Origin of the sequence: Erythrobacter dokdonensis DSW-74 (assembly GCF_001677335.1) — a bacterium.
Classification (GTDB): domain Bacteria; phylum Pseudomonadota; class Alphaproteobacteria; order Sphingomonadales; family Sphingomonadaceae; genus Erythrobacter; species Erythrobacter dokdonensis.
Window position 1 is genome coordinate 100,704 of the sequence record NZ_LZYB01000008.1, and the last position, 19,678, is coordinate 120,381.

The window sequence follows — 19,678 nt, forward strand, 5'->3', positions numbered from 1 at the left end:
GTGTCCTCGATCCGTGAGCGGGAGGCTCACGCCGCGCCTTGTCTCAAGGCTTGGCTTGTTTCCGGCGCGCGCATGAATCCGAGATCGCTCGCAGCAAAGCGGCCGATATTGGGTGCGACCGAAGGCAATTCCGACTGTGCGACACCCATCCACAAGGCGAGCGTTGACGAATACTCGTCGACCGATGTGGTGGGGAGCAGCCGCCCCCTTCCAACCTGGTCCGGCGTATCCACCGACACATGCGGCGCCCGCCCGTAGAACCGCCCGCCGTTGACGCTGCCGCCGAGCACGAAGTGGTGTCCGCCCCAACCGTGGTCCGATCCGTCGCCGTTTGAGGACAGGGTGCGTCCGAAATCGGAAGCCGTGAAGGTTGTCACCCGGTCGGCCACGCCGAGTTCCACCGTGGCGCGATAGAAGGCGTCTAGCGCGAAATCGAGCTGCGCGAGAAGTCCTTCGTGACGCCCGATCAGCCCGTCATGGTTGTCGTATCCGCCCATCGACACCATGAACACTTGCCGGTTTACGCCCAGAGACCGGCGCGCCGCAATCATGCCGGCGACGGTTCGCAACTGCGCGGCAAGGGAGTTGCCGGTCCCGAAATCGGTGGCGATCGCGACATTGGCGAGCGCGTCGTTGACGAAGGAGCCGAAGGTGATCGAGCGGTTGTTGATCGTCGCATGGTCGGCGGCAAGAATGTTGCCCGCGCCCGACTTTACGATCGTCTCGAGTGCTTCAGCCGCCGCGCCCGAACCGAACAGTCGTCCGTTACGCAACGGCCGCATCAGCACGGCGCCCGAGGCCGAGACCTGATAAGGAACAGCCTGCTGGCCGCTGAGGAAGACCGCGTTGCCGGTGGCGTTGATCGCGGTGAACATCGCATTGGTGTTGGCGGTCTGGGCGAGGTCGCCGATCCGCCCGCCCCACCCGGTCTGCGAGCCTTCCGGCTGCGAGCTCTGCCAGGTCGATTGTTGGTCATTGTGCGAGAACAGCTTGGGCGGGCGCGGCACCGAGTTGTTGTCGTATTGCGCGCGCGTCATTGGTGCGATCAGTGGCCCGACATTGAGCAGCGGTGCCAGCCGTCCCTCGTCGAAGCGCGCCTTCATCCGCGGCATGCTGGGCGCGAGCGCATAAGTGATGCTGTCGGTAAGGGTCTGGCCCCCAGCCGGTATAAGCACCGTCCCTGCCAGCGAGGAGCGCGGCAGGGCGATGCCCCCGCCTTCCTCGTCGATGCCGCCGCGGATCGCCGCGTAGCGCGCATAATTGTCGGGATCAAAGGGGATCAAGGTGTTGCCATGATCATTCCCGCCATAAAGGAACACGCAGACCAGCGCCTTGTAGCCGCCATCAGAGGAAAAGGCAGCCGCCTCGCCAATCCCGGCAAGACCCAGCGCATAGGAAGACGCCGCTCCCATTGCCGCAAGCTGGCTCGATCGCTGCAGGAAAGCGCGCCGCGAGATCTCGAGTTCCTTGCCGATGTGCATGAGCGCGCGTCCCTATTTCTGCACCAGGTAATCAGTGGAGGCCATGACCAGCAGGACCGCTGCATGGATGCGCCGCAGCTTGTCGGCATCCGGGCTAGTCTGCGCCACCGAAACGCTATCGAGCGCGCTGATGATCGTGTCCCGGATCGCCGGGCTGAGCTGGTTCGCCGTCAGCACCAGATCGAGATGCGCGACCAGGCGCGGTGCATCATGGGCAAGCGGCAGTTCGGCCGCGTATTGCACTGAAAGGTCGCGCAGATAGCCTGCGGTCATGCCCACCGCGCCTTCGAGGAAATTGATGTAGCCGGCGACCGATGTCTCGTTGACCAGCTGAAATTCGGGCGCGAGCAGGTTGTTTGCGGCAATCTGGGTTCCGGTAGGGAAGTAGCCCGGCCGGAAGAAGTTGAAGACCGAGGGCGAGCGCAACGGTGACTGGCCGAGCCGGCTGGCCGGATCGGAAAGACTGCCCACCGCGAAATTGCCGCTCGCCGAGCCCACGCCGAAAGTTCGGGCGATCTGCACGAAGCGGAGCATGGGTTCACGCAGCTTGCCGAAAGCGGGATTGGCCGCGTTATCCATTGCGCGCGCTTCCTCGTCGAGCAGGATCGCCTTGAACACCGCTCCCAGATCGCCGCGCTCTCCGCGCCCGTTGTTGGCGAAGGCTGCCGCGACCCGCCCGACATAGGCGGGCGAGGGATTGCTGGTGACAAGCCGCTGGATCATCTGCCGTGCAAAGAACGGGCCGACATTGGGATGCGCGACGAGGTGGTCAAGCGCGCGCCGCAAGGACTCCTCGGCGCTGGTTCCGGCGGGGATAACGAGGCCGAGGAAGCGCTTCTCCTCGGGCGAGTGAAACCCTTCCGTGCGGGGGCGTGACCACTTCGAAGGATCGGCGGTCATCGGCCGCCGGGCGAAATCCACGCCGGCGACCGTCCGGCCGGGACTCACGGGGTCGGGAAAGAATTCGGTCTGCGAATAGTCGAAATCATAGCCGGTAAAGACCTTGGCGATTCCGGTCACATCGTCATTGGTATAGGTTTCGATCAGCTGACCGCCATTGGTGCGCGGCGTGCCGTCTTGGTTCAGCTCGAACAGCCCGATCGAGAAGAGCTGCATGATCTCGCGCCCGTAGTTCTCGTCAGGCACGCGGCCCGTGCGCGGATCGGCGCGCCGGTTACCCCTGGTGTTGAGGTAGACCCCCATCGCCGGATTGAGCGTGATGTGCTCTATCAGCGTGCGAAAACTGCCAAAGGCATTGCGGTTGAGGATGTCCCAATATTCGCCGATCGCCGGGCCGCGCCAAGAGATATTGATATCGTTCAGAGAGACCACGAAGAACTCTGACAGCGCCAGTGCAAAGCGCTTGCGAACCGCACTGCCGCCCGAGAGCAGCTGCGACCAGATCATCCAGTCGCCGGTGGTGGCGCTGTTGTAATAGCGGTTGGCATCCACCCGGTCGAAACCGCGCGCTTCGAAATAGTCTTTCGCGCTGACATCGTTGGCCTGCCGCATTTCCCGGTCAAGCCAGGGTTCGAACCCCTCGCTGCGAACTGCGGCGATCGCGCCCGTGCTGGCCGAGAACGATGCCTGCAGCAGAAACCGTGCGGCCTCGTCATCGGATTGCGGCCTGCGTACCTGCGCTGTTGGAGTCCCGCCGCCCGCGCTCGGCGACCCGCCCGAACCGCTTCCGCCACCGCCGCAAGCCGAAACCGCAAGCGCTGCGGCTGCGACCGCCGCGGCGGGCGCAATGCGTGCGCTGCCGCGATCGGCAACATCTGCTTCCTTATCCGGCCCTTGCGATGACAGAGCGGTCTCGGGCTCGGCATCCGCCGCGAAAATGCAATCCCTCGTCATGGTTCGGATCCCGAGCAGCTCGTCTGAACTTTATGGGCAAAATTACTTTACTGATTCCTCTCCGTAAAGGTTAAGCGCGCAGCATTGACAACCGCTCCGGGGATGCTTGGGCAGGTTCCGCTTTCGGTAGCCAAACTTCCGACGCCGTCATCCTGGGCCGTGATCGCTCAGCATAATGCTATGGTGTCACTTCGCGGAGAAATCGCTAATTTGAAAATATCTATTTGAATTGAGATTCTTTTGATTGAAAATTTATGTCTCCGACGGGTTGAAAACTGATAGCATAAGTTTACAGTTCTCAGGATTTTTTCGTGAGAGGAATTGATACGAAACCCAATAATTATTGCGTTAGCTCTTTGCTTTAAGGCGCCCGCGGCGGCTGAGCAGGTTCCCCAGACTGGCAGCACCGTCCGGATCCCTGAGGGCGTCACATCCCAAGTGGTTCCGGCTGGTGAAATCGCGATGGAGGTTTGGCGCGCGGGTGATGATGGGCTTCCGGTTGTCTGGGTCCAGGACATGCACAACTATTTCACGCCGCAGGGTGATCCGGAATATTGCGCGCGCTTCTTGGCCATGTCCGGACCACAGCGCGAGTTTCTTGCCCGATTGGGGCGAAATTATCGAGCATACGCGCCGATGCGTCGCGGCTACGGCAAGACCCAGGACGACGGTGCTTACGACATCGCCAGCAACGGGCGTGCCCTGATCGCGATGCTTGATGCCGAAGGTATCGAAAAGGCGGTCTTTCTGGGGCGGACACCGAGTCAGCTCGATCTTCTGTGGCTGGCCGAAAACCACCCCGAGCGCATCGCGGGCGTGATCTTTCTTGAAGGAACGCCGCAAGTGCTCCTCGATGCGACTGACCCGGACATGTTCGCGCTGGGTGCAGGGTTCTGGCGCACATCGCTCGACATCAGTTCGGATATCGGGAAGCTGGATGCCATGACGGTTGGCAGGCTAGGCAGCTATATTCCCGAGTTTCTGTCCGACCCCGAGGTCCAGATCGAAGTTCCGGTCCTCTATCTCGAAGGTCCCCCGCCGACCGAGGGAAAATGGATGTGGCTCGAGATTTTCAGAGGGGTCGGCTCCCAAGTGAAATGTCAGGAAGTCACCGACGACTTCCCCTGCAATGTTCTCGGAAATCCCGAAAGGGTCGCACGTCTCGAAGCTGCCCTGACAGCGCATCCCATGAGGAAACTTGCAGCGCAATCCCGTGCATTGATGGCGGCGCGCTTCACCGATTTCCGCGTCGACCCATTCCGCATGCCGAAGGGCCCGCCAAGTCCCGATAATATGTGGGCGGAATATTATGATCGTGTTCAGCCGTTTCTGGAGAGTATACCTGCCAGCCCGGAATGATGTCGGCGCCCCGATGCTGAATTGACCGCCTGGGGGATCGCTAGCCGCGAGGCGGCGGGTGCGCGTTGCCGGTACGAAAGCCGCCAATCGCAACCGGTTTCCTACGCGATCCGGCTTCTCTAGGCTGCGCCGTCGCGCTCTTTCGCATCGTCGTCATAACCGGCCCGCTGGGCCGCCTCGTTCGCAAGACAAGGCTCCGCCTACCTGTCCGTCAAGTGCGGAAGATCAACACGAAAGAACTGATTTGTAATTGGAAAAATGGGAAGGGCTTGCTTGACAGGGTGTCAAGTTTGTCAAGCTGCCAGGGTGAAGCAATGCAAAAAAAGGCCTCCCGCGCCCGGGCGGGAGCGGAAGGCCCTTTCATTCCGGTATTGCGAGGGGTGGTCTACACGACCCCGAAAGCCAGCATCGCGTCGGCGACTTTCTTGAAGCCCGCGATGTTGGCGCCCTTCACGTAGTCGATATAGCCGCCGCCCTGGTCGCCATAGGTCAGGCAGCGCTGGTGGATGCCCGCCATGATGTCCTTGAGCATCTGCTGAAGCTCCTCCTCGCTCCACGATCGGCGCGCGGAGTTCTGGCTCATCTCGAGGCCCGAAACCGCCACGCCACCCGCATTCGAGGCCTTGCCCGGCGCGTAGAGGATCTTGTGGTGCTTGAAAGTGTGCACGCCGTCGAGATCGGTCGGCATGTTGGCCCCCTCCGACACCGCGCGACACCCGTTCGCCACCAGTGTTTTGGCATCCTCGCCCAGCAGTTCGTTCTGGGTGGCGCAGGGCAGGGCCACATCGCAGGGCACGCCCCACGGGGTCTTGCCGGCGTGGAAGGTCGCGCCCGGAAAGGCATCGACATATTCTTCGATCCGGCCGCGGCGGTGGGTCTTGTGGGTCTTGACCCAGTCGATCTTCTCCTGATCGATGCCGTCGGGATCATGGATGAAGCCGCCCGAATCCGAAAGGGTCAGCACCTTGCCGCCGAGCTGGACTATCTTCTCCGCAGCATGGGTCGCCACATTGCCCGATCCGGAGATCACGGCAGTCTTGCCCTCGAGAGTGTCGCCCTTGGTCGCCAGCATGTTTTCGAGGAAATAGACTGCGCCATAGCCGGTCGCCTCGGTACGGATGAGGCTGCCGCCCCATTCAAGGCCCTTGCCGGTCAGCACGCCGGTGAAGTGGTTGGTGATGCGCTTGTACTGGCCGAACATGTAGCCGATCTCGCGTCCGCCGACGCCGATATCGCCCGCCGGAACGTCGACATCGGCACCGATGTGGCGATAGAGTTCGGTCATGAAGGACTGGCAGAAGCGCATGATCTCGCGCACGCTCTTGCCCTTGGGGTTGAAGTTGCTGCCCCCCTTGCCTCCGCCCATGGGCAGGCCGGTCAATGCGTTCTTGAAGGTCTGCTCGAAGGCGAGGAATTTCAGCACGCTTTCGGTCACCGACGGGTGGAAGCGGATGCCGCCCTTGTAGGGGCCAATCGCATTGTTGTTCTGCACCCGCCAGCCACGCTGCACGCGGATGTTGCCGTTGTCGTCCTCCCAGCACACGCGGAAGGAAACCACGCGATCAGGCTCGGCAATGCGGCGCAGGATCTGCGCCGAGTGATATTCTTCCTTGTCCTCGATGAATTCGAATATGTCCTCGGCGACTTCCTGGACCGCCTGAACGAATTCCGGCTGATGCGGATTGCGCTTCTTCACGCCTTCCATGAAGCCGTTAAGGTCTACGTGATCGGTAACTGCCATGATTTCTCCCCCCAGATTGATGCAATCGCGCCCGATAGAGACTCCGCGTTCTTATTGTGCGCGCGGACTATCCGCGCAAAGCGCGGCTCATGCAAGGCAGATAAGCTTGGGGGGAGAGGGTCAGATGGCCGAACTAAACTGGCGTTTTGTGACCGCGCGATAGGAATCGAACAGCGACGCGATCACCCGGGCATAGGGCAGGCCGGCTGCAAGGATGCGCAGGTTAGTGCCCGAAAGCTCGGCGAGGCCGCGCTGGGTGAAAGGAGCCAGCCGGACTTGCGTATCGGCCAGCAGGCAGGGTGAGAGCTGGGCCTCACCGCGGCACAGCAATGCCTCGATCACGCCGCCGCGAAGCCGGTCTTCGGGAGAACGCGCAATGCCGTGAGATGCCGAAAGCTGCCCCGCTGCCGATTGGGCGCGATAGCGACCATTGTGCTTTTCGTTCTGGGCATAAAGGCCAGGAAAACCGCTGATTGCGCTCGATCCCATGCCAATCAGCACCTCAGCGGGATCATCGGTGAAGCCCTGGAAATTTCGCCGGAGCTTGCCCTCGCGTGTCACCCGCGCCATCGGATCATGCGGCAGGGCGAAGTGATCGAAGCCGATCGCCTCGTAACCGTTGCCTGTCAGGAATTCGTGCGCCTGCGCGGCCATGGCAAAGCGCGCCTCTGCCCCAGGAAGCGCAGCCTCGAGGATCATTGTCTGGCGTGGCACCATGTGCGGGACATGTGCATAGCCGAACACGGCCACCCGGTCCGCGCCCAGCATCCGCGTGTGTTCGAGGCTATCGGCCAGATCGACCATGGTCTGGTGCGGCAGGCCATACATCAGGTCGAAATTGAGCGAGGTCACCCCCCCAGCGCGCAGCCAGTCGATGCTTCGGCAGATCATCGCCGTGGGCTGCTCGCGCCCGATCGCCTTCTGGCAATGCGGCGCGAAGGTCTGCACCCCCATGCTGGCGCGGGTGATGCCGACCTCGCGCACTACGTGGCCCCACTCCGCCGTAAGGCTGCGGGGATCAAGCTCGATCGACCATTCGGGAGCAAAGAGCGGGAAATGATGATGGAGTGCGTCGACCAGCGCCAGAAACTCGCGCGGCAGAATCGCATTGGGACTGCCGCCGCCGAAAGCGATGCGCCGTACCCGGGCCGATTGTGGCAGCAGGCTCGCTACGGTAGCAAGTTCCTGATGCAGCGCCTCGAGATAGGTCTCGACCCGCGCACGCCTGCCTGCTGCACCGGTGTTGCAGCCGCAATAATAGCAGATTTTCTCGCAGAACGGGATGTGCAGGTAGAGCGAAACGTCGCCGTAAGACCCGGCGATCGCGCGCTCAATCATGCCCTCGTCGAGCTTGCCGAAATCGGCGGCCGTGGGATAGCTGGTGTAACGCGGCACCGGCGTAGCGAGCAGGTCGGGATGATAGTTCCACATGCCTTGCTTAAAGCGGGCCTACCGCAAGCCGTCTTTGCGCGAGATCAATTCTTGCGCTTTTCCTTTTCACGGCAGGTGCCAGCATGGCAGCCCTTGGGATGGCAGTTCTGGTCTGGTCGAGGGTTGTCATCGCCGATCGGAATTGTGATCGTGCCGCCGTTGCACAGCTTGGCGGTGATGCTTGCGCTTTCGGCGGGTGGCGGGCCTGTCAGAACCGGAGCCAGCGTCAGCAAGGCGAGGGTGAGTGACGCGTTCAAGCCTCGTCCTCCCCAAAGCCGTCATCGTCGATCAGGATACGGGTCGCGGCCCCGTCCATATCATCATACTGCCCGTTCTTCATCGACCAGAAGAAGGCCGCAAGGCCTAGCAGACCCATGCCCAGCGCAATCGGGATCAGGAAGGCAAGGCCTGTCATCTGTCGGCACTCCGGGCAAGACGCAGCGAATTGGCCACTACCACCAGCGAGCTCAGTGACATGGCGATGGCGGCGATCAGCGGGGTGATGAGGCCGAACAGTGCCAGCGGCACGGCAAGCACGTTGTAGGCGATCGAAAAGGCGAAGTTCTCGCGCACGATCCGCATGGTTGCCCTGGCGACCCGGACCGCGAGCGCGACCGGCATCAGCTTCTCGCCGATGAACACCGCATCGGCGGCCTGCTGGCTCGCATCCGACGCGGTGCCGGGCGCAATCGAGGCATGGGCCGCGGCCAGCGCCGGACCGTCGTTCAATCCATCGCCCACCATCAGCGGCCGGAAGCCTTGCGCCTTGAGTGCTTCCAGAGTGGCGAGCTTTGCCTGAGGGCTGGCTTCGGCCTCGGCATCAAGACCCAGTTCACGCGCGACCGCCTCGACTGGCCCGGTACGGTCGCCCGAAAGGATGCTGGCCGCCATGCCCTCTTGCGTCAGCGCGGCGAGCGTTTCGGAGGCATCGGCGCGCAGCGGATCGGCAAAGGTGATGGTATTCGCTTCGAGGCCGATCCTCAGGCGGGTGGCGAGACCTTGTCGGGCATCATCAGGCCGCTCGAGCGCGACCGTGAGGCCTTGCCAGCGCCCGGTGAGGCCCTGACCGCTGACCTCGCGCACATCCTCGATCATGGCCGGCTCCACATCTTCGCGCAGCAGCGCAGCAGCGAGGCCCCGGCTCAACGGATGGCGGCTCGCCTGGGCCAGCCCAAGCGCGACGGCGCGCGCCGTCGTGTCGAGCCCGCTGATATCGGCGCGCGGCTCGCCCAGGGTCAGGGTGCCGGTCTTGTCGAACAGCGCCACGTCGCATTCGGCAAGGCGTTCCAGGGCGCTGCCGTCCTTGACCAGCAACCCGCGGCGGAGCAACGCGCCGCTCGCTACCACTTGCGCCGCCGGAACCGCGAGGCCCATCGCGCAGGGGCAGGTGATGATGAGGACGGCGATGGCGATCACCAGCGACTGGTGCCAGCCCGCGCCCGCGATCATCCAGCCGACAAAGGCCAGTGCGGCTAGACTGTGGACCACCGGTGCATAGAGGCGGCTGGCACGGTCGGCGATGCGGACATAGGAACTGCGCGATTGCCCCGCCTCGTCCATCAGCCGCGCGATTTCGGCGAGGGCGGTATCCTCGGCGACATGGGTCAGGCGGATGCGCAGGGGCGCAGAAAGATTGATTGCTCCGGCATGGACGATACTGCCCGGTCCGGCTGATTCCGGCATGCTCTCGCCCGTCAACATTGCATTGTCGAGCGCGCTTGTACCGTCCTGTATCTCGCCATCAGCAGCCAAAGCTTCGCCGGCCGCCACCAGCACCAGCATCCCCGGTTCAAGCTCATGTGCTGCAACGCGCCGCGTGCTGCCATCGGGGGCAATTACGCTCGCACTTTTGCCCATTCTGCCCAGCAGGGCGCCGATCCCCGCGCGCGTTCGGTCGCGCATCACTGCATCGAGCGCGCGACCCGCAAGCAGGAAGAATAACAGCATGACTGCGCTCTCGAAATAGGCATGCCCGCCGCCATCGATAGTCTCGTAGAGGCTGAGTGCAGTCGCCAGGATCACGCCGATCGAGATCGGAACGTCCATGTTGGTGCGCCGGTGTGACAGGGCCATCCAGGCGCTGGAAAAGAACGGGCGGCCCGAATAGGCGATTACTGGCAGAGCTATCAGCGCAGACAGCCAGTGGAACAGATCGCGTGTTGCGCCTTCGGCTCCCGCCCAGACGCTGACCGACAGCAGCATCACGTTCATCATGCCGAAGCCCGCCACACCGAGAGCGCGGGTGAGACGCTTGCGTTCTTCTGTCTCCCGCCCCAGCGGATTTTCGGCCACGGGTTCAGCCTCGAAGCCGAGTGCGCGCAGGGCCTCCAACAACCGAGTCTCGTCAACCGACGGATCATGCTGGATCGCAACCCGCTTGGCCGAGAAGTTGGCACGCGCAGCGGTGATGCCCTGCAGTTTCGGCAATTCGCGCTCGATCTTGGCGATGCAGCCCGCGCAGCGCATCCCCGGCACGGTGAAGCGCGTCGAGATGAGCGGACGCTCGCTATCCTCGGCAGTCACAGGCGCAGGCGCGTTCACTTGATTTCGCTTTCTCCGGTCCAGTCCTGTCCGGCAGCCGTAATCGCAATGCGCATGGTCCAGCGACCTTCGGCAACCGCCTCGTTCGAAAGCCAGCGTGCTTGACCGATGGGAGCAAAGGTGAGGCTGGCAAAGTCTTTCGCTCCGAGCGGTCGGCGCAGTTCGGCGGTGATCTCTGCGCTTTCGGGAACCGCGCCGGTCACCAGCAGTACGCGGCCATCAGCGCGCCGTTCGGGCCGGACTTCCCAGCCCAGCGCGCGCGATGCTTCCGCCTGGTCGAGCCACTGGTTGAAGTTCTGGCTGGCGACATAGGAATTTTCCACCACCACGCCGTGAAACCCGCCGACCGCCCGGTATGCCATGAACAGGTTCACGGCGATGACGATACCGAAACCGGCGATGAACACCGCCAGCATGTGCTTCCCGGTGAATTCCTTGCGTCTGGCAGCCATCATTCGCTCTCCGGCATGGCAAAGGTTGTTTCGGCTACGTCCTGTTCGCCCTGTTCATCGAGCGAGGTGAGGCGGAAGGCGAAGCTGTCCGCGCGTGCGCCGGGCGGCAGCATCACATAGGCGCGCACCACCTTGGTCTCGTTGGCGGGCACCGCAATCACCTGCACCGGCGCGGCGTTTTCGAGGCTGACCGCCTCGGTCCACATCACCGCGCCTTCAGGCAGGCCGGTCAGAGCCACTTCCATTTCGCGCGGTCGGGCCTCCATATTGCGCAGGCGCAAGGTGTAGGCATTGCGGACTGATCCGTCCTTCAACAGCATGTACGGCGGGTTGCGATCGGGGGATACGGTAAGGTCCGTGTGCGTGCGGGTGCCGAGCGCGAACAGCATCGCCGCGCCGATTGCGCCCCATACGCCGAAATAGAGAAAGGTGCGCACGCGCAGCAGCGCCTTCCAGGCCGGGGTTGCCGGAGCGCCCGCTGCCTCGGCCTCGCATTGTTCGAGCGTCGCATAGTCGATCAATCCGCGCGGACGGCCGACTTCGGCCATAACCTTGTCGCAAGCATCAATGCATAGCCCGCAGGTGATGCAGCCGATCTGCTGGCCTTCACGGATGTCGACTCCGGTGGGGCAGACTGCGACGCATTGAAGGCAGTCGATGCAGTCGCCGTAGCTCTCGGGGTTCTTGGCGGCTTTCTTGAGACTGCCGCGCTGCTCGCCGCGCCAGTCCTTGTAGGTGACGATCAGCGATTTCTCGTCGAGCATCGCAGTCTGGATGCGCGGCCAGGGGCACATATAGATGCAGACCTGTTCGCGCATGAACCCGCCCAGCCAGAAAGTCGTGCCGGTGAGGATCGCGACCGTGGCATAGGCGACCGGGGCGGCATCAAACGTAAAGAAGTCGTGCACCAGCGTAGGTGCATCGGCGAAGTAGAGAATCCACGCGCCTCCGGTGAGCAAGCTGATGAGGAGATAGATCGACCACTTCGCTGTCCGGCGCGTGATCTTAGCCGCGGTCCAAGGCGCCTTATCGAGCCGGATCCGCGCATTGCGATCTCCGTCAATCAGGCGGTCGATATGCTGAAACAGGTCGGTCCACACGGTCTGCGGGCAGGCGTAGCCGCACCAAGCGCGGCCCACGGCGGAAGTGACGAGGAACAGTCCGATGCCCGCCATGATCAGCATCCCCGCGACGAAATAGAATTCGTGCGGCCAGATTTCGATGTCGAACATGTAGAAGCGACGATGCGCGAGGTCGATCAGCACTGCCTGATCGGGGGCATAGGGCCCGCGATCCCATCGGATCCACGGAGTGACGTAGTAGATTGCAAGCGTCACGAACATCACCAGCCACTTGAAGCGCCGGAATGGGCCGTCGATCCGCTTGTTGTGGACGGTCTTGCCCTTCTCGTAGAGCGTGCTTCCCATGAAACCGTGGCCCGCATCATCTGCGGGTCCAGAGCCGATTTGCTGGACCGGCGAACCGAGCGCACCGCTCCAGTCGCGGGGCTTTGCCGCGCCGCTGCTGGTGCGCTCGACTTCCTTTGGATCAGCCATCGCTATCGGTCTTCGCGGCCTGTGCCACTTCGGTCTCAGCGGCCGCATCTTCCTGTGCCGGGGCCGCCTGCTGGCCGCCGCCGCGCGAGTGGACATAGGCTGCCAGCATCTTGATCGTCACCGGGTCCAGCCGCTCGTTCCACGCAGGCATCACGCCGTGCCGGGGGGCGAGGATCTGTTTCTTTACCTCGGCCTCGGTGCCGCCGAATAGCCAGATGGCATCATTGAGCGCAGGTGCACCCATTTCCGGCATTCCCGCGCCCGCAGCGCCGTGACAGGCGGCACAATTCTCGGCGAACAGCTGCGCTCCGGCGGCGCTCGACGTGCCCTTGCCCGACAGCGAGAGCACGTGGCCGGTCAGGGCATTGACCTGAGCAGTGTCGAACATTCCTTCGAAGGCGGGCATGTAGTTGACGCGGGTCGCGTCGGCACCTTCCCAGCGGATGCCGTGGGTGATCGAATATTCGATCTCGCTCAGGGTCCCGCCCCAGATCCAGTCGTCGTCATTGAGATTGGGATAGCCCGCCGAGCCTGCCGCACCCGCGCCGTGGCACTGGACGCAGTTGACCTTGAATGCCGCCGCACCCCCCGCAATCGCTTGACCCATCAGTTCGGGCGAGGCGGCGAGCTGTTCGATGTCGGTCGCTGCGATCTGTTCGAAGATCCCCTGACGAGCGGCATCGGCAGCGGTCATTTCCTTGGTGAGTTCGCCCCGGCTCGACCAGCCCAGCGTACCTGAGGTCGCCTTGTTGATCAGCGGCCAGGCCGGGTAGAGCACGACATAGACCAACGCCCAGGCGATGGTCGCGTAGAAGGTCCAAAGCCACCAGCGCGGCAGAGGCGTGTTGAGTTCCTCGATCCCGTCCCATTCGTGGCCGACGAATTCGGTGCCGGTGGGTTCGTCGATACGCTTATTGGCCATCATGGTCATCCTTGAAGATCGAGTGCTTGGCCGTTTCCACATGGCCCCTTGCACCGGGTCGGAAGTGCCACAGGCACAACGTCAGATAGAGCGGGAAGATCACCGCAAGCCCGTAGCTGTCGGCGAAGTGGCGCAGATGTTCGTAGAGGCTCACCGGCCCTTCTCCTCGGCCAGTGTTTCTTGCGCCGCAGCGCTGTTTACGTCGACCAGAGTGCCCAGCATCTGCAGGTAGGCGACCAGCGCATCCATTTCGGTGACGCGGGCGGGGTCGCCGTCAAAATCCCTTATCTGGGCCTTCGGATAGCGTTCGGCCAGATCGCCTGCATCGGCATTGGGATCGGCCTGGGCGATCAGATCGGTCGCGGCCATTTCGATGTCGATGTCGCTATACGGCACGCCCACGCGACGCAGCGCGACAAGGGTGGCCGAAGGATCGGGTACATTGAGCTTCGTGTCGGACAGGAAGCTGTAATTGGGCATTATGCTTTCCGGCACCACCGAGCGCGGCGCCTTTAGGTGCTGGACATGCCATTCATCCGAGTAGCGCCCTCCGACACGCGCCAGATCAGGCCCCGTGCGCTTTGAGCCCCACTGGAAGGGGTGATCATACATGGATTCCGCCGCGAGGCTGTAATGCCCGTAGCGTTCGACCTCATCCCGGAAGGGCCGGATCATCTGGCTGTGGCAGGTATAGCAACCCTCGCGGATGTAGATGTCGCGGCCCGCCTGTTCGAGCGGGGTATAGGGACGCATGCCCTCCACCTTCTCGATCGTGTTGTCGATCCAGAACAGCGGAGCGATCTCCACCACGCCTCCGATCGCAACCGTGACGAAAGTCGCCGCGGCCAGCAGGGTGACGTTCTTCTCAAGCCGCTTGTGGCCTTCGAAGGGTTCCTTGCGCTTTTGCTCAGTCATTGTTCGCGTTCCTTCTCGCCGGCGCTCATTCGGCCGGCTGCGCGGCGGGTTCGTGGAGGATCGGGCGGTCAGCTGCCTCGTCGTGGGCGGTGTCGCCCATCGGCGCCTCGGCGCGCTGCTTGCCCGCGATGGTCATCCAGATGTTGTAGGCCATGATGACCGCACCGGTGAGATAGAGGATCCCGCCGAAGGCCCGCGCGACATACATCAGGTGCAGCGCCGATACGGTGTCGACAAAGCTGTTCACCAGATAGCCGTCCGAGCCGTATTCACGCCACATCAGGCCTTGGGTGATCCCCGCCACCCACATGCTCGCGGCGTAGAACACGATGCCGAGCGTCGCGAGCCAGAAGTGCCAGTTGATCATCCGCAGCGAATAGAGACGCTCCTTCTGCCACAGGCGCGGCACGAGGTAGTAGACGCAGGCAAAGGTGATCATCCCGTTCCATCCGAGCGCGCCGGAGTGGACGTGACCGATGGTCCAGTCAGTATAGTGCGACAGGCTGTTGACCGCCTTGATCGACAGCATGGGACCTTCGAAGGTGCTCATGCCGTAGAAGGCGAGCGCGAGGACCATCATGCGGATGATGGGATCGGTACGCACCTTGTCCCAAGCGCCGTTCAGGGTCATCAGACCATTGATCATCCCGCCCCAGCTGGGCATCCACAGCATGATCGAGAACACCATGCCCAGCGTCTGGGCCCAATCGGGAAGCGCCGTGTAGTGGAGGTGGTGCGGACCTGCCCAGATGTACAGGAAGATCAGCGACCAGAAGTGGATGATCGACAGGCGATAGGAATAGACCGGCCGCCCTGCCTGCTTGGGAACGAAGTAATACATCATCGCCAGAAAACCGGCGGTCAGGAAGAAACCCACGGCGTTATGGCCGTACCACCACTGGGTCAGGGCATCTTGCACACCCGCGAATGCCGAGTAGCTGCGGCTGCCCAGGAAGCTCACCGGCACTGCAAGATTGTTTACGACGTGCAGCATCGCGATGGTCACGATGAAGGCAAGGTAGAACCAGTTCGCCACGTAGATATGCGGTTCATGGCGGCGCAGGATGGTGCCGACGAAGACTGCGAGATAGGCCAGCCAAACAATCGTCAGCCACAGGTCGACATACCATTCGGGTTCGGCATATTCCTTGGACTGGGTGATTCCGAGCAGGTAGCCGGTCGCGGCCAGCACAATGAACAGCTGGTAGCCCCAGAACACGAAGCGGGCCATCCCGGGAAAGGCCAGGGTGGTCCGGCAGGTGCGCTGCACCACATAGAAGCTTGTTGCCAGCAGTGCGTTACCACCGAAGGCGAAGATCACGGCCGAGGTGTGCAGCGGGCGTACGCGTCCGAAATTGAGATAGGGTTCGAGATTGAGGTCTGGAAAGGCGAGCTGTGCGGCGATGAACACGCCCGCCAGCAGCCCGGAAAGGCCCCAGAACATGGTCGCAATCACGCCCCAGCGCACAACGTCATCATCATAGCGCGAAGGTCCGGGAGGCATCTTGAAGATGCTCTGGGCCTTGGCCAGCGGGTCGTAGGTGCCCAGCGTGGCGATAATGAGGATTACCGCCACCAGCGCGACGATCCCCATGTGAATGGCAAACCCGCTGTCCGGGGTAAGCGCAATGGCACTAATGGCCGCGAGCAGGACAAGCGCCCATACCCCCAGCCGTCTGACGACTGCTTCCATAATATTCTTCCCTTCCGTCGGCCGCTTCTTAGCGTGCCCCCGTGATCCCTGTTGTTGATCTAAATCAAAAATGTGTCAGATTTTGGGTGTCAGGCTGGATGGACTTACTGGCCGTCCGGCCAGTTTCGCCAAGGCTTTCACATCCGACAATGCGACTTTGGAACGACCTTCGGTCGCCAGCAGCCCAGCCTCCCGCAGTTCGGTGAGCTGTCGGCTCACTGTCTCGATGGTCAGCCCGAGACTGTCACCGATATCGCGCCGGCTCATCGGCAAAGCGAAGGCGCAGGCGCCATCGGTGCAACCGGCAAGCCGCTCTGCCATCGACACGAGGAAATCGGCAATCCGCTGCTGTGCCGACTTGTGACCCATCTGCATCATCCGCGTGCGGCTGCGATGAAGCGCCTGCAGGCTCCGCGCTAGCACCGAGCGCAGCACCGCAGGATCGCTTTGGGCGATGTCGAGGAAGCGCTCAGCGGGAAACACCACGATGTCGCAATCGGTAAGCGCCACGAGACGAAAATCGCCGTCGCTCTGGCGTAGCACCGAAATCATGTCCCCGCCGAAATGGAAGGCAAGAACCTGCCCCGTCGGCGCGTCGGCTACCGGCTGTGCAGCAAGCTTGGCCGAACCATGCGCGATGTAGACAAGTCGATCCTCGAAGCGGTCTGGCGCCAGTTCTTCGCCCTTTGCAAGATGCAGGCAATAACCGATTGCGCACAACCGGTCGGCAGTGGGCTGGGCACCGGTGCCGACCGGTAACGCATCACGGAAAGCTTCCATGCATTCTTGCCCGAATGATGTGCTGATCGTTGCCATGATGATGCGTCAATGAACGTGTCATGCGCAAACGTCTTTGATCCTGATCAATGAGCCCGCCTCCTGCCTGCGGCTAACGGGCGGTCACAGGCAGCAAGCATCCTGGGTCGCGGAGGGCGGCCACTGCTGCCGTTGAAGGACGCGATAATATGAAGACTCTTCTGATGCTTGGCGGTGCAGCTCTGGCGCTGGCCGCGACCCCGGCAATGGCTCAGGACGACACCGATCGGGCCGGCAGTGTGCAGTTCAAGGTGCTCGGCACCGCCGTTCTGCCCGACGGAGCCATCACCGATGTGAATGTCGACCTCGTCGGCCTTCCGGCGAATACCCAGACCGAGGCCAACAACAATTTCGTTCCGACCATCGCGATCGAATATTTCCTGACCGACAATGTCTCGATCGAGACGATTGCCGGAACTACCCAGCATGATGTCGATGCGGTTTCGGGGCTTCCGGGAGCTGAGCTGGTCTCCGATGCGCTGCTGCTGCCTGCGACGGTCACGGCCAAGTATCATTTCGACCTTGGCGGAGTGAAACCCTATGTCGGCGGTGGGGTCGCCTATTTCATGTGGTTGAGCGACAAGCCGGGCGCTGCAACTATTCCGCTCGGCGTGACCGATACCGATCTGTCGGATGAGTTTGGTTTCGCGCTGCAGGCGGGTTTCGACGTGCCGCTGGGCGACAATGGCTTTGGCCTCACATTCGATGCCAAGCGCTATTTTATCGATACGACGGCGCGCTGGTTCGCGGGCAATACGCTGGCGATCGAAACCGAGCACAAGCTCGATCCCTGGGTGCTGAGCGCGGGTGTTGCCTACCGCTTCTGAGTCTGCTCTGTTCCTGCACAATAGCCAGCCCTGCCGGACCCGTTCCGGCAGGGCTTTTTTCTGCCGTGTCCGTCGCGGTGTTAGACCTTTGTCTCACAGCGCGGGGGCGTGTAGCATCCTATGCAAGAGGGGCAAAAAAGGGAGAGTCGTAATGATTCATGCCGTGCAGCGGCCGCAGGCACATACCGAAACCCATTGTCTGCCCGAGCAATATGCCGAGATGTATCGCCGCTCGATCGAGACCCCTGATGCTTTCTGGCTCGAACAGGCGCAGCGGCTCGACTGGTTCAAGGCGCCCGCGCAGGGCGGCGAGTGGTCTTACGATCCGGTCGGAATCAGCTGGTTCGAAGATGGCACGCTTAACCTGTGCCACAATGCGGTCGACCGTCACCTTGCCACGAACGCCAACCGTACGGCGCTGATCTTCGAGCCCGACGATCCGGCCGCGTCCGGTCGCAGCCTGACCTATGGCGAACTTCACCGCGAAGTCTTGCGCATGGCCAATGCGCTCAAGGCAATGGGCGTGAAGAAGGGCGACCGCGTAACCATCTACATGCCGATGATCGTCGAGGGCGTCACCGCCATGCTCGCCTGCGCGCGGCTGGGAGCGGTGCATTCTGTGGTGTTCGGGGGCTTCTCGCCCGAGGCGCTCGCGAGCCGCATTGAGGACTGCGACAGCAGGTTTGTCGTCACCGCCGACGAAGGCCTGCGCGGCGGCAAGCGCGTGCCCCTCAAGGCCAATGTCGATGCCGCGCTGGCAGAGCCTGACCACGATACCCCGATCGACGGGATGCTGGTTGTGCGCCACACCGGTGCCGAAATCTCCATGACGGAGGGACGCGACTACTGGCTCGATGACCTTGCTACCGACGCCGATTGCCCTTGTGAGGAAATGGCGGCGGAAGATCCCCTGTTCATCCTCTACACCAGTGGATCGACCGGCAAGCCCAAGGGCGTGCTTCACACCACTGGCGGCTACGGCGTGTGGACGGCGGCGACGTTCCACTACATCTTCGATTACCAGCCGGGCGAGGTGTTCTGGTGCACGGCCGACATCGGCTGGGTGACCGGGCACAGCTATATTGTCTACGGCCCACTCATCAACGGCGCGACAGAAGTTGTCTTCGAAGGTGTGCCGAGTTTCCCCGATCACGGGCGTTTCTGGGATGTCGTCGACAAGCACAAGGTCAACATTCTCTACACTGCGCCCACCGCCATCCGCGCGCTGATGCGCGAGGGGGACGACTACGTGACCACCCGCTCTCGCGCCTCGCTGCGCTTGCTCGGTAGCGTCGGCGAGCCGATCAACCCGGAAGCCTGGCGTTGGTATTTCGACGTTGTGGGCGAAGGGCGTTGCCCGATCATCGACACCTGGTGGCAGACCGAGACCGGCGGTTGCATGATCACGACGCTGCCCGGCGCGCACGACATGAAGCCCGGTAGCGCCGGCCTGCCTTTCTTCGGCATCCGTCCGCAGCTTGTCGACAACGAGGGCGGAGTGCTGGATGGCGCCGCCGAGGGCAACCTGTGCATCACGCATAGCTGGCCGGGGCAGGCGCGCACCGTATATGGCGATCACGACCGCTTCGTGCAGACCTACTTCAGCACCTATGCCGGCAAGTATTTCACCGGCGACGGGTGCAAGCGCGACAAGGACGGCTATTACTGGATCACGGGTCGGGTTGACGATGTCATCAATGTCTCGGGCCACCGCATGGGCACGGCCGAGGTCGAAAGCGCGCTGGTGCTTCACCCCAAAGTCGCCGAAAGCGCTGTGGTAGGCTACCCGCACGATCTCAAGGGGCAGGGCATCTATTGCTATGTCACGCTCAATGCGGGCGAGGCGGGTTCGCCCGAACTGCTGGCCGAATTGCGGGCGTGGGTGCGCAAAGAAATCGGCCCGATTGCCACGCCCGACCTGATCCAGTTCACCGATGGCTTGCCCAAGACCCGCTCGGGCAAGATCATGCGCCGCATACTGCGCAAGATCGCAGAGAACGAGTTCGGATCGCTGGGCGATACCTCGACTCTGGCTGATCCATCCCTGGTAGAGCGGCTGATCGAAGGGCGCCAGAACCGCTGAGCAGATG

17 protein-coding genes are annotated in these 19,678 nt (G+C 62.6%); 3 read left to right on the top strand and 14 right to left on the bottom strand.

The features are described from left to right. Positions 1-26: 26 nt before the first annotated feature. Together I603_RS12785 and I603_RS12790 are read right to left on the bottom strand one after the other, a co-directional pair. Positions 27-1,481, bottom strand: a complete 1,455-nt coding sequence (locus tag I603_RS12785) for a DUF1501 domain-containing protein (protein WP_068865613.1) — start codon at positions 1,479-1,481, stop codon at positions 27-29. Between the two features lie 12 nt (positions 1,482-1,493). After that, positions 1,494-3,335 carry a DUF1800 domain-containing protein gene (locus tag I603_RS12790; RefSeq protein ID WP_068865614.1) on the bottom strand — a complete coding sequence of 614 codons (1,842 nt, stop codon included), beginning with the start codon at positions 3,333-3,335 and terminating at the stop codon, positions 1,494-1,496. Between the two features lie 516 nt (positions 3,336-3,851). Between I603_RS12790 and I603_RS12795 the strand changes: the two genes are divergently transcribed. Continuing rightward, the gene (locus tag I603_RS12795) at positions 3,852-4,694 is read left to right on the top strand and encodes an alpha/beta fold hydrolase (protein WP_143736758.1); all 843 of its coding nucleotides are present in this window, start codon (positions 3,852-3,854) and stop codon (positions 4,692-4,694) included. A gap of 385 nt (positions 4,695-5,079) precedes the next feature. Here the strand turns inward: I603_RS12795 and gdhA are convergent, their stop codons facing one another. The 12 genes from gdhA to I603_RS12855 all read right to left on the bottom strand — a co-directional run bounded on the left by gdhA (position 5,080) and on the right by I603_RS12855 (position 16,725). Then, complete coding sequence (gene gdhA / locus I603_RS12800) at positions 5,080-6,435, bottom strand: NADP-specific glutamate dehydrogenase (RefSeq protein ID WP_068865616.1); 1,356 nt, start codon at positions 6,433-6,435, stop codon at positions 5,080-5,082. 120 nt (positions 6,436-6,555) lie between these two features. Next, positions 6,556-7,866: an oxygen-independent coproporphyrinogen III oxidase gene (gene hemN, locus I603_RS12805; protein ID WP_068865617.1), complete on the bottom strand. Its 1,311-nt coding sequence runs from the start codon at positions 7,864-7,866 to the stop codon at positions 6,556-6,558. A 44-nt stretch (positions 7,867-7,910) separates the two neighbouring features. Next, the gene (locus tag I603_RS12810; RefSeq protein WP_068865618.1) at positions 7,911-8,123 is read right to left on the bottom strand and encodes a hypothetical protein; all 213 of its coding nucleotides are present in this window, start codon (positions 8,121-8,123) and stop codon (positions 7,911-7,913) included. Next, a complete protein-coding gene (gene ccoS / locus I603_RS12815) occupies positions 8,120-8,281 on the bottom strand; it encodes a cbb3-type cytochrome oxidase assembly protein CcoS (protein WP_068865619.1) in 162 nt (53 codons plus the stop codon). The genes I603_RS12810 and ccoS overlap by 4 nt, the downstream gene beginning before the upstream one ends. Further along, positions 8,278-10,407, bottom strand: a complete 2,130-nt coding sequence (locus I603_RS12820; RefSeq protein ID WP_068865620.1) for a heavy metal translocating P-type ATPase — start codon at positions 10,405-10,407, stop codon at positions 8,278-8,280. Before I603_RS12820 ends, ccoS begins: the two co-directional genes overlap by 4 nt. After that, entirely contained in the window at positions 10,404-10,862 is a 459-nt protein-coding gene (locus tag I603_RS12825) for a FixH family protein (protein WP_232305391.1), read from the bottom strand. Before I603_RS12825 ends, I603_RS12820 begins: the two co-directional genes overlap by 4 nt. Beyond that, on the bottom strand, positions 10,859-12,286 hold the full coding sequence (gene ccoG, locus I603_RS12830) for a cytochrome c oxidase accessory protein CcoG (RefSeq protein WP_068865742.1): 1,428 nt from the start codon (positions 12,284-12,286) through the stop codon (positions 10,859-10,861). Before ccoG ends, I603_RS12825 begins: the two co-directional genes overlap by 4 nt. A gap of 121 nt (positions 12,287-12,407) precedes the next feature. Further along, positions 12,408-13,337: a cytochrome-c oxidase, cbb3-type subunit III gene (ccoP, locus tag I603_RS12835; protein WP_068865621.1), complete on the bottom strand. Its 930-nt coding sequence runs from the start codon at positions 13,335-13,337 to the stop codon at positions 12,408-12,410. Next, the gene (locus I603_RS12840) at positions 13,327-13,491 is read right to left on the bottom strand and encodes a CcoQ/FixQ family Cbb3-type cytochrome c oxidase assembly chaperone (RefSeq protein WP_068865622.1); all 165 of its coding nucleotides are present in this window, start codon (positions 13,489-13,491) and stop codon (positions 13,327-13,329) included. The genes ccoP and I603_RS12840 overlap by 11 nt, the downstream gene beginning before the upstream one ends. Continuing rightward, complete coding sequence (gene ccoO, locus I603_RS12845) at positions 13,488-14,252, bottom strand: cytochrome-c oxidase, cbb3-type subunit II (protein WP_068865623.1); 765 nt, start codon at positions 14,250-14,252, stop codon at positions 13,488-13,490. The genes I603_RS12840 and ccoO overlap by 4 nt, the downstream gene beginning before the upstream one ends. Before the next feature lie 25 nt (positions 14,253-14,277). Continuing rightward, positions 14,278-15,945 (bottom strand): cytochrome-c oxidase, cbb3-type subunit I, encoded by a 1,668-nt coding sequence (gene ccoN / locus I603_RS12850; protein WP_068865624.1) that lies wholly within the window; start codon positions 15,943-15,945, stop codon positions 14,278-14,280. Positions 15,946-16,020: 75 nt separating this feature from the next. Then, a complete protein-coding gene (locus I603_RS12855; RefSeq protein WP_068865625.1) occupies positions 16,021-16,725 on the bottom strand; it encodes a Crp/Fnr family transcriptional regulator in 705 nt (234 codons plus the stop codon). Positions 16,726-16,910: 185 nt separating this feature from the next. Between I603_RS12855 and I603_RS12860 the strand changes: the two genes are divergently transcribed. Both I603_RS12860 and acs read left to right on the top strand, forming a co-directional pair. Further along, entirely contained in the window at positions 16,911-17,588 is a 678-nt protein-coding gene (locus I603_RS12860) for an OmpW/AlkL family protein (RefSeq protein ID WP_068865626.1), read from the top strand. A 151-nt stretch (positions 17,589-17,739) separates the two neighbouring features. Continuing rightward, entirely contained in the window at positions 17,740-19,671 is a 1,932-nt protein-coding gene (gene acs / locus I603_RS12865) for an acetate--CoA ligase (protein ID WP_068865627.1), read from the top strand. Positions 19,672-19,678 lie beyond the last annotated feature (7 nt).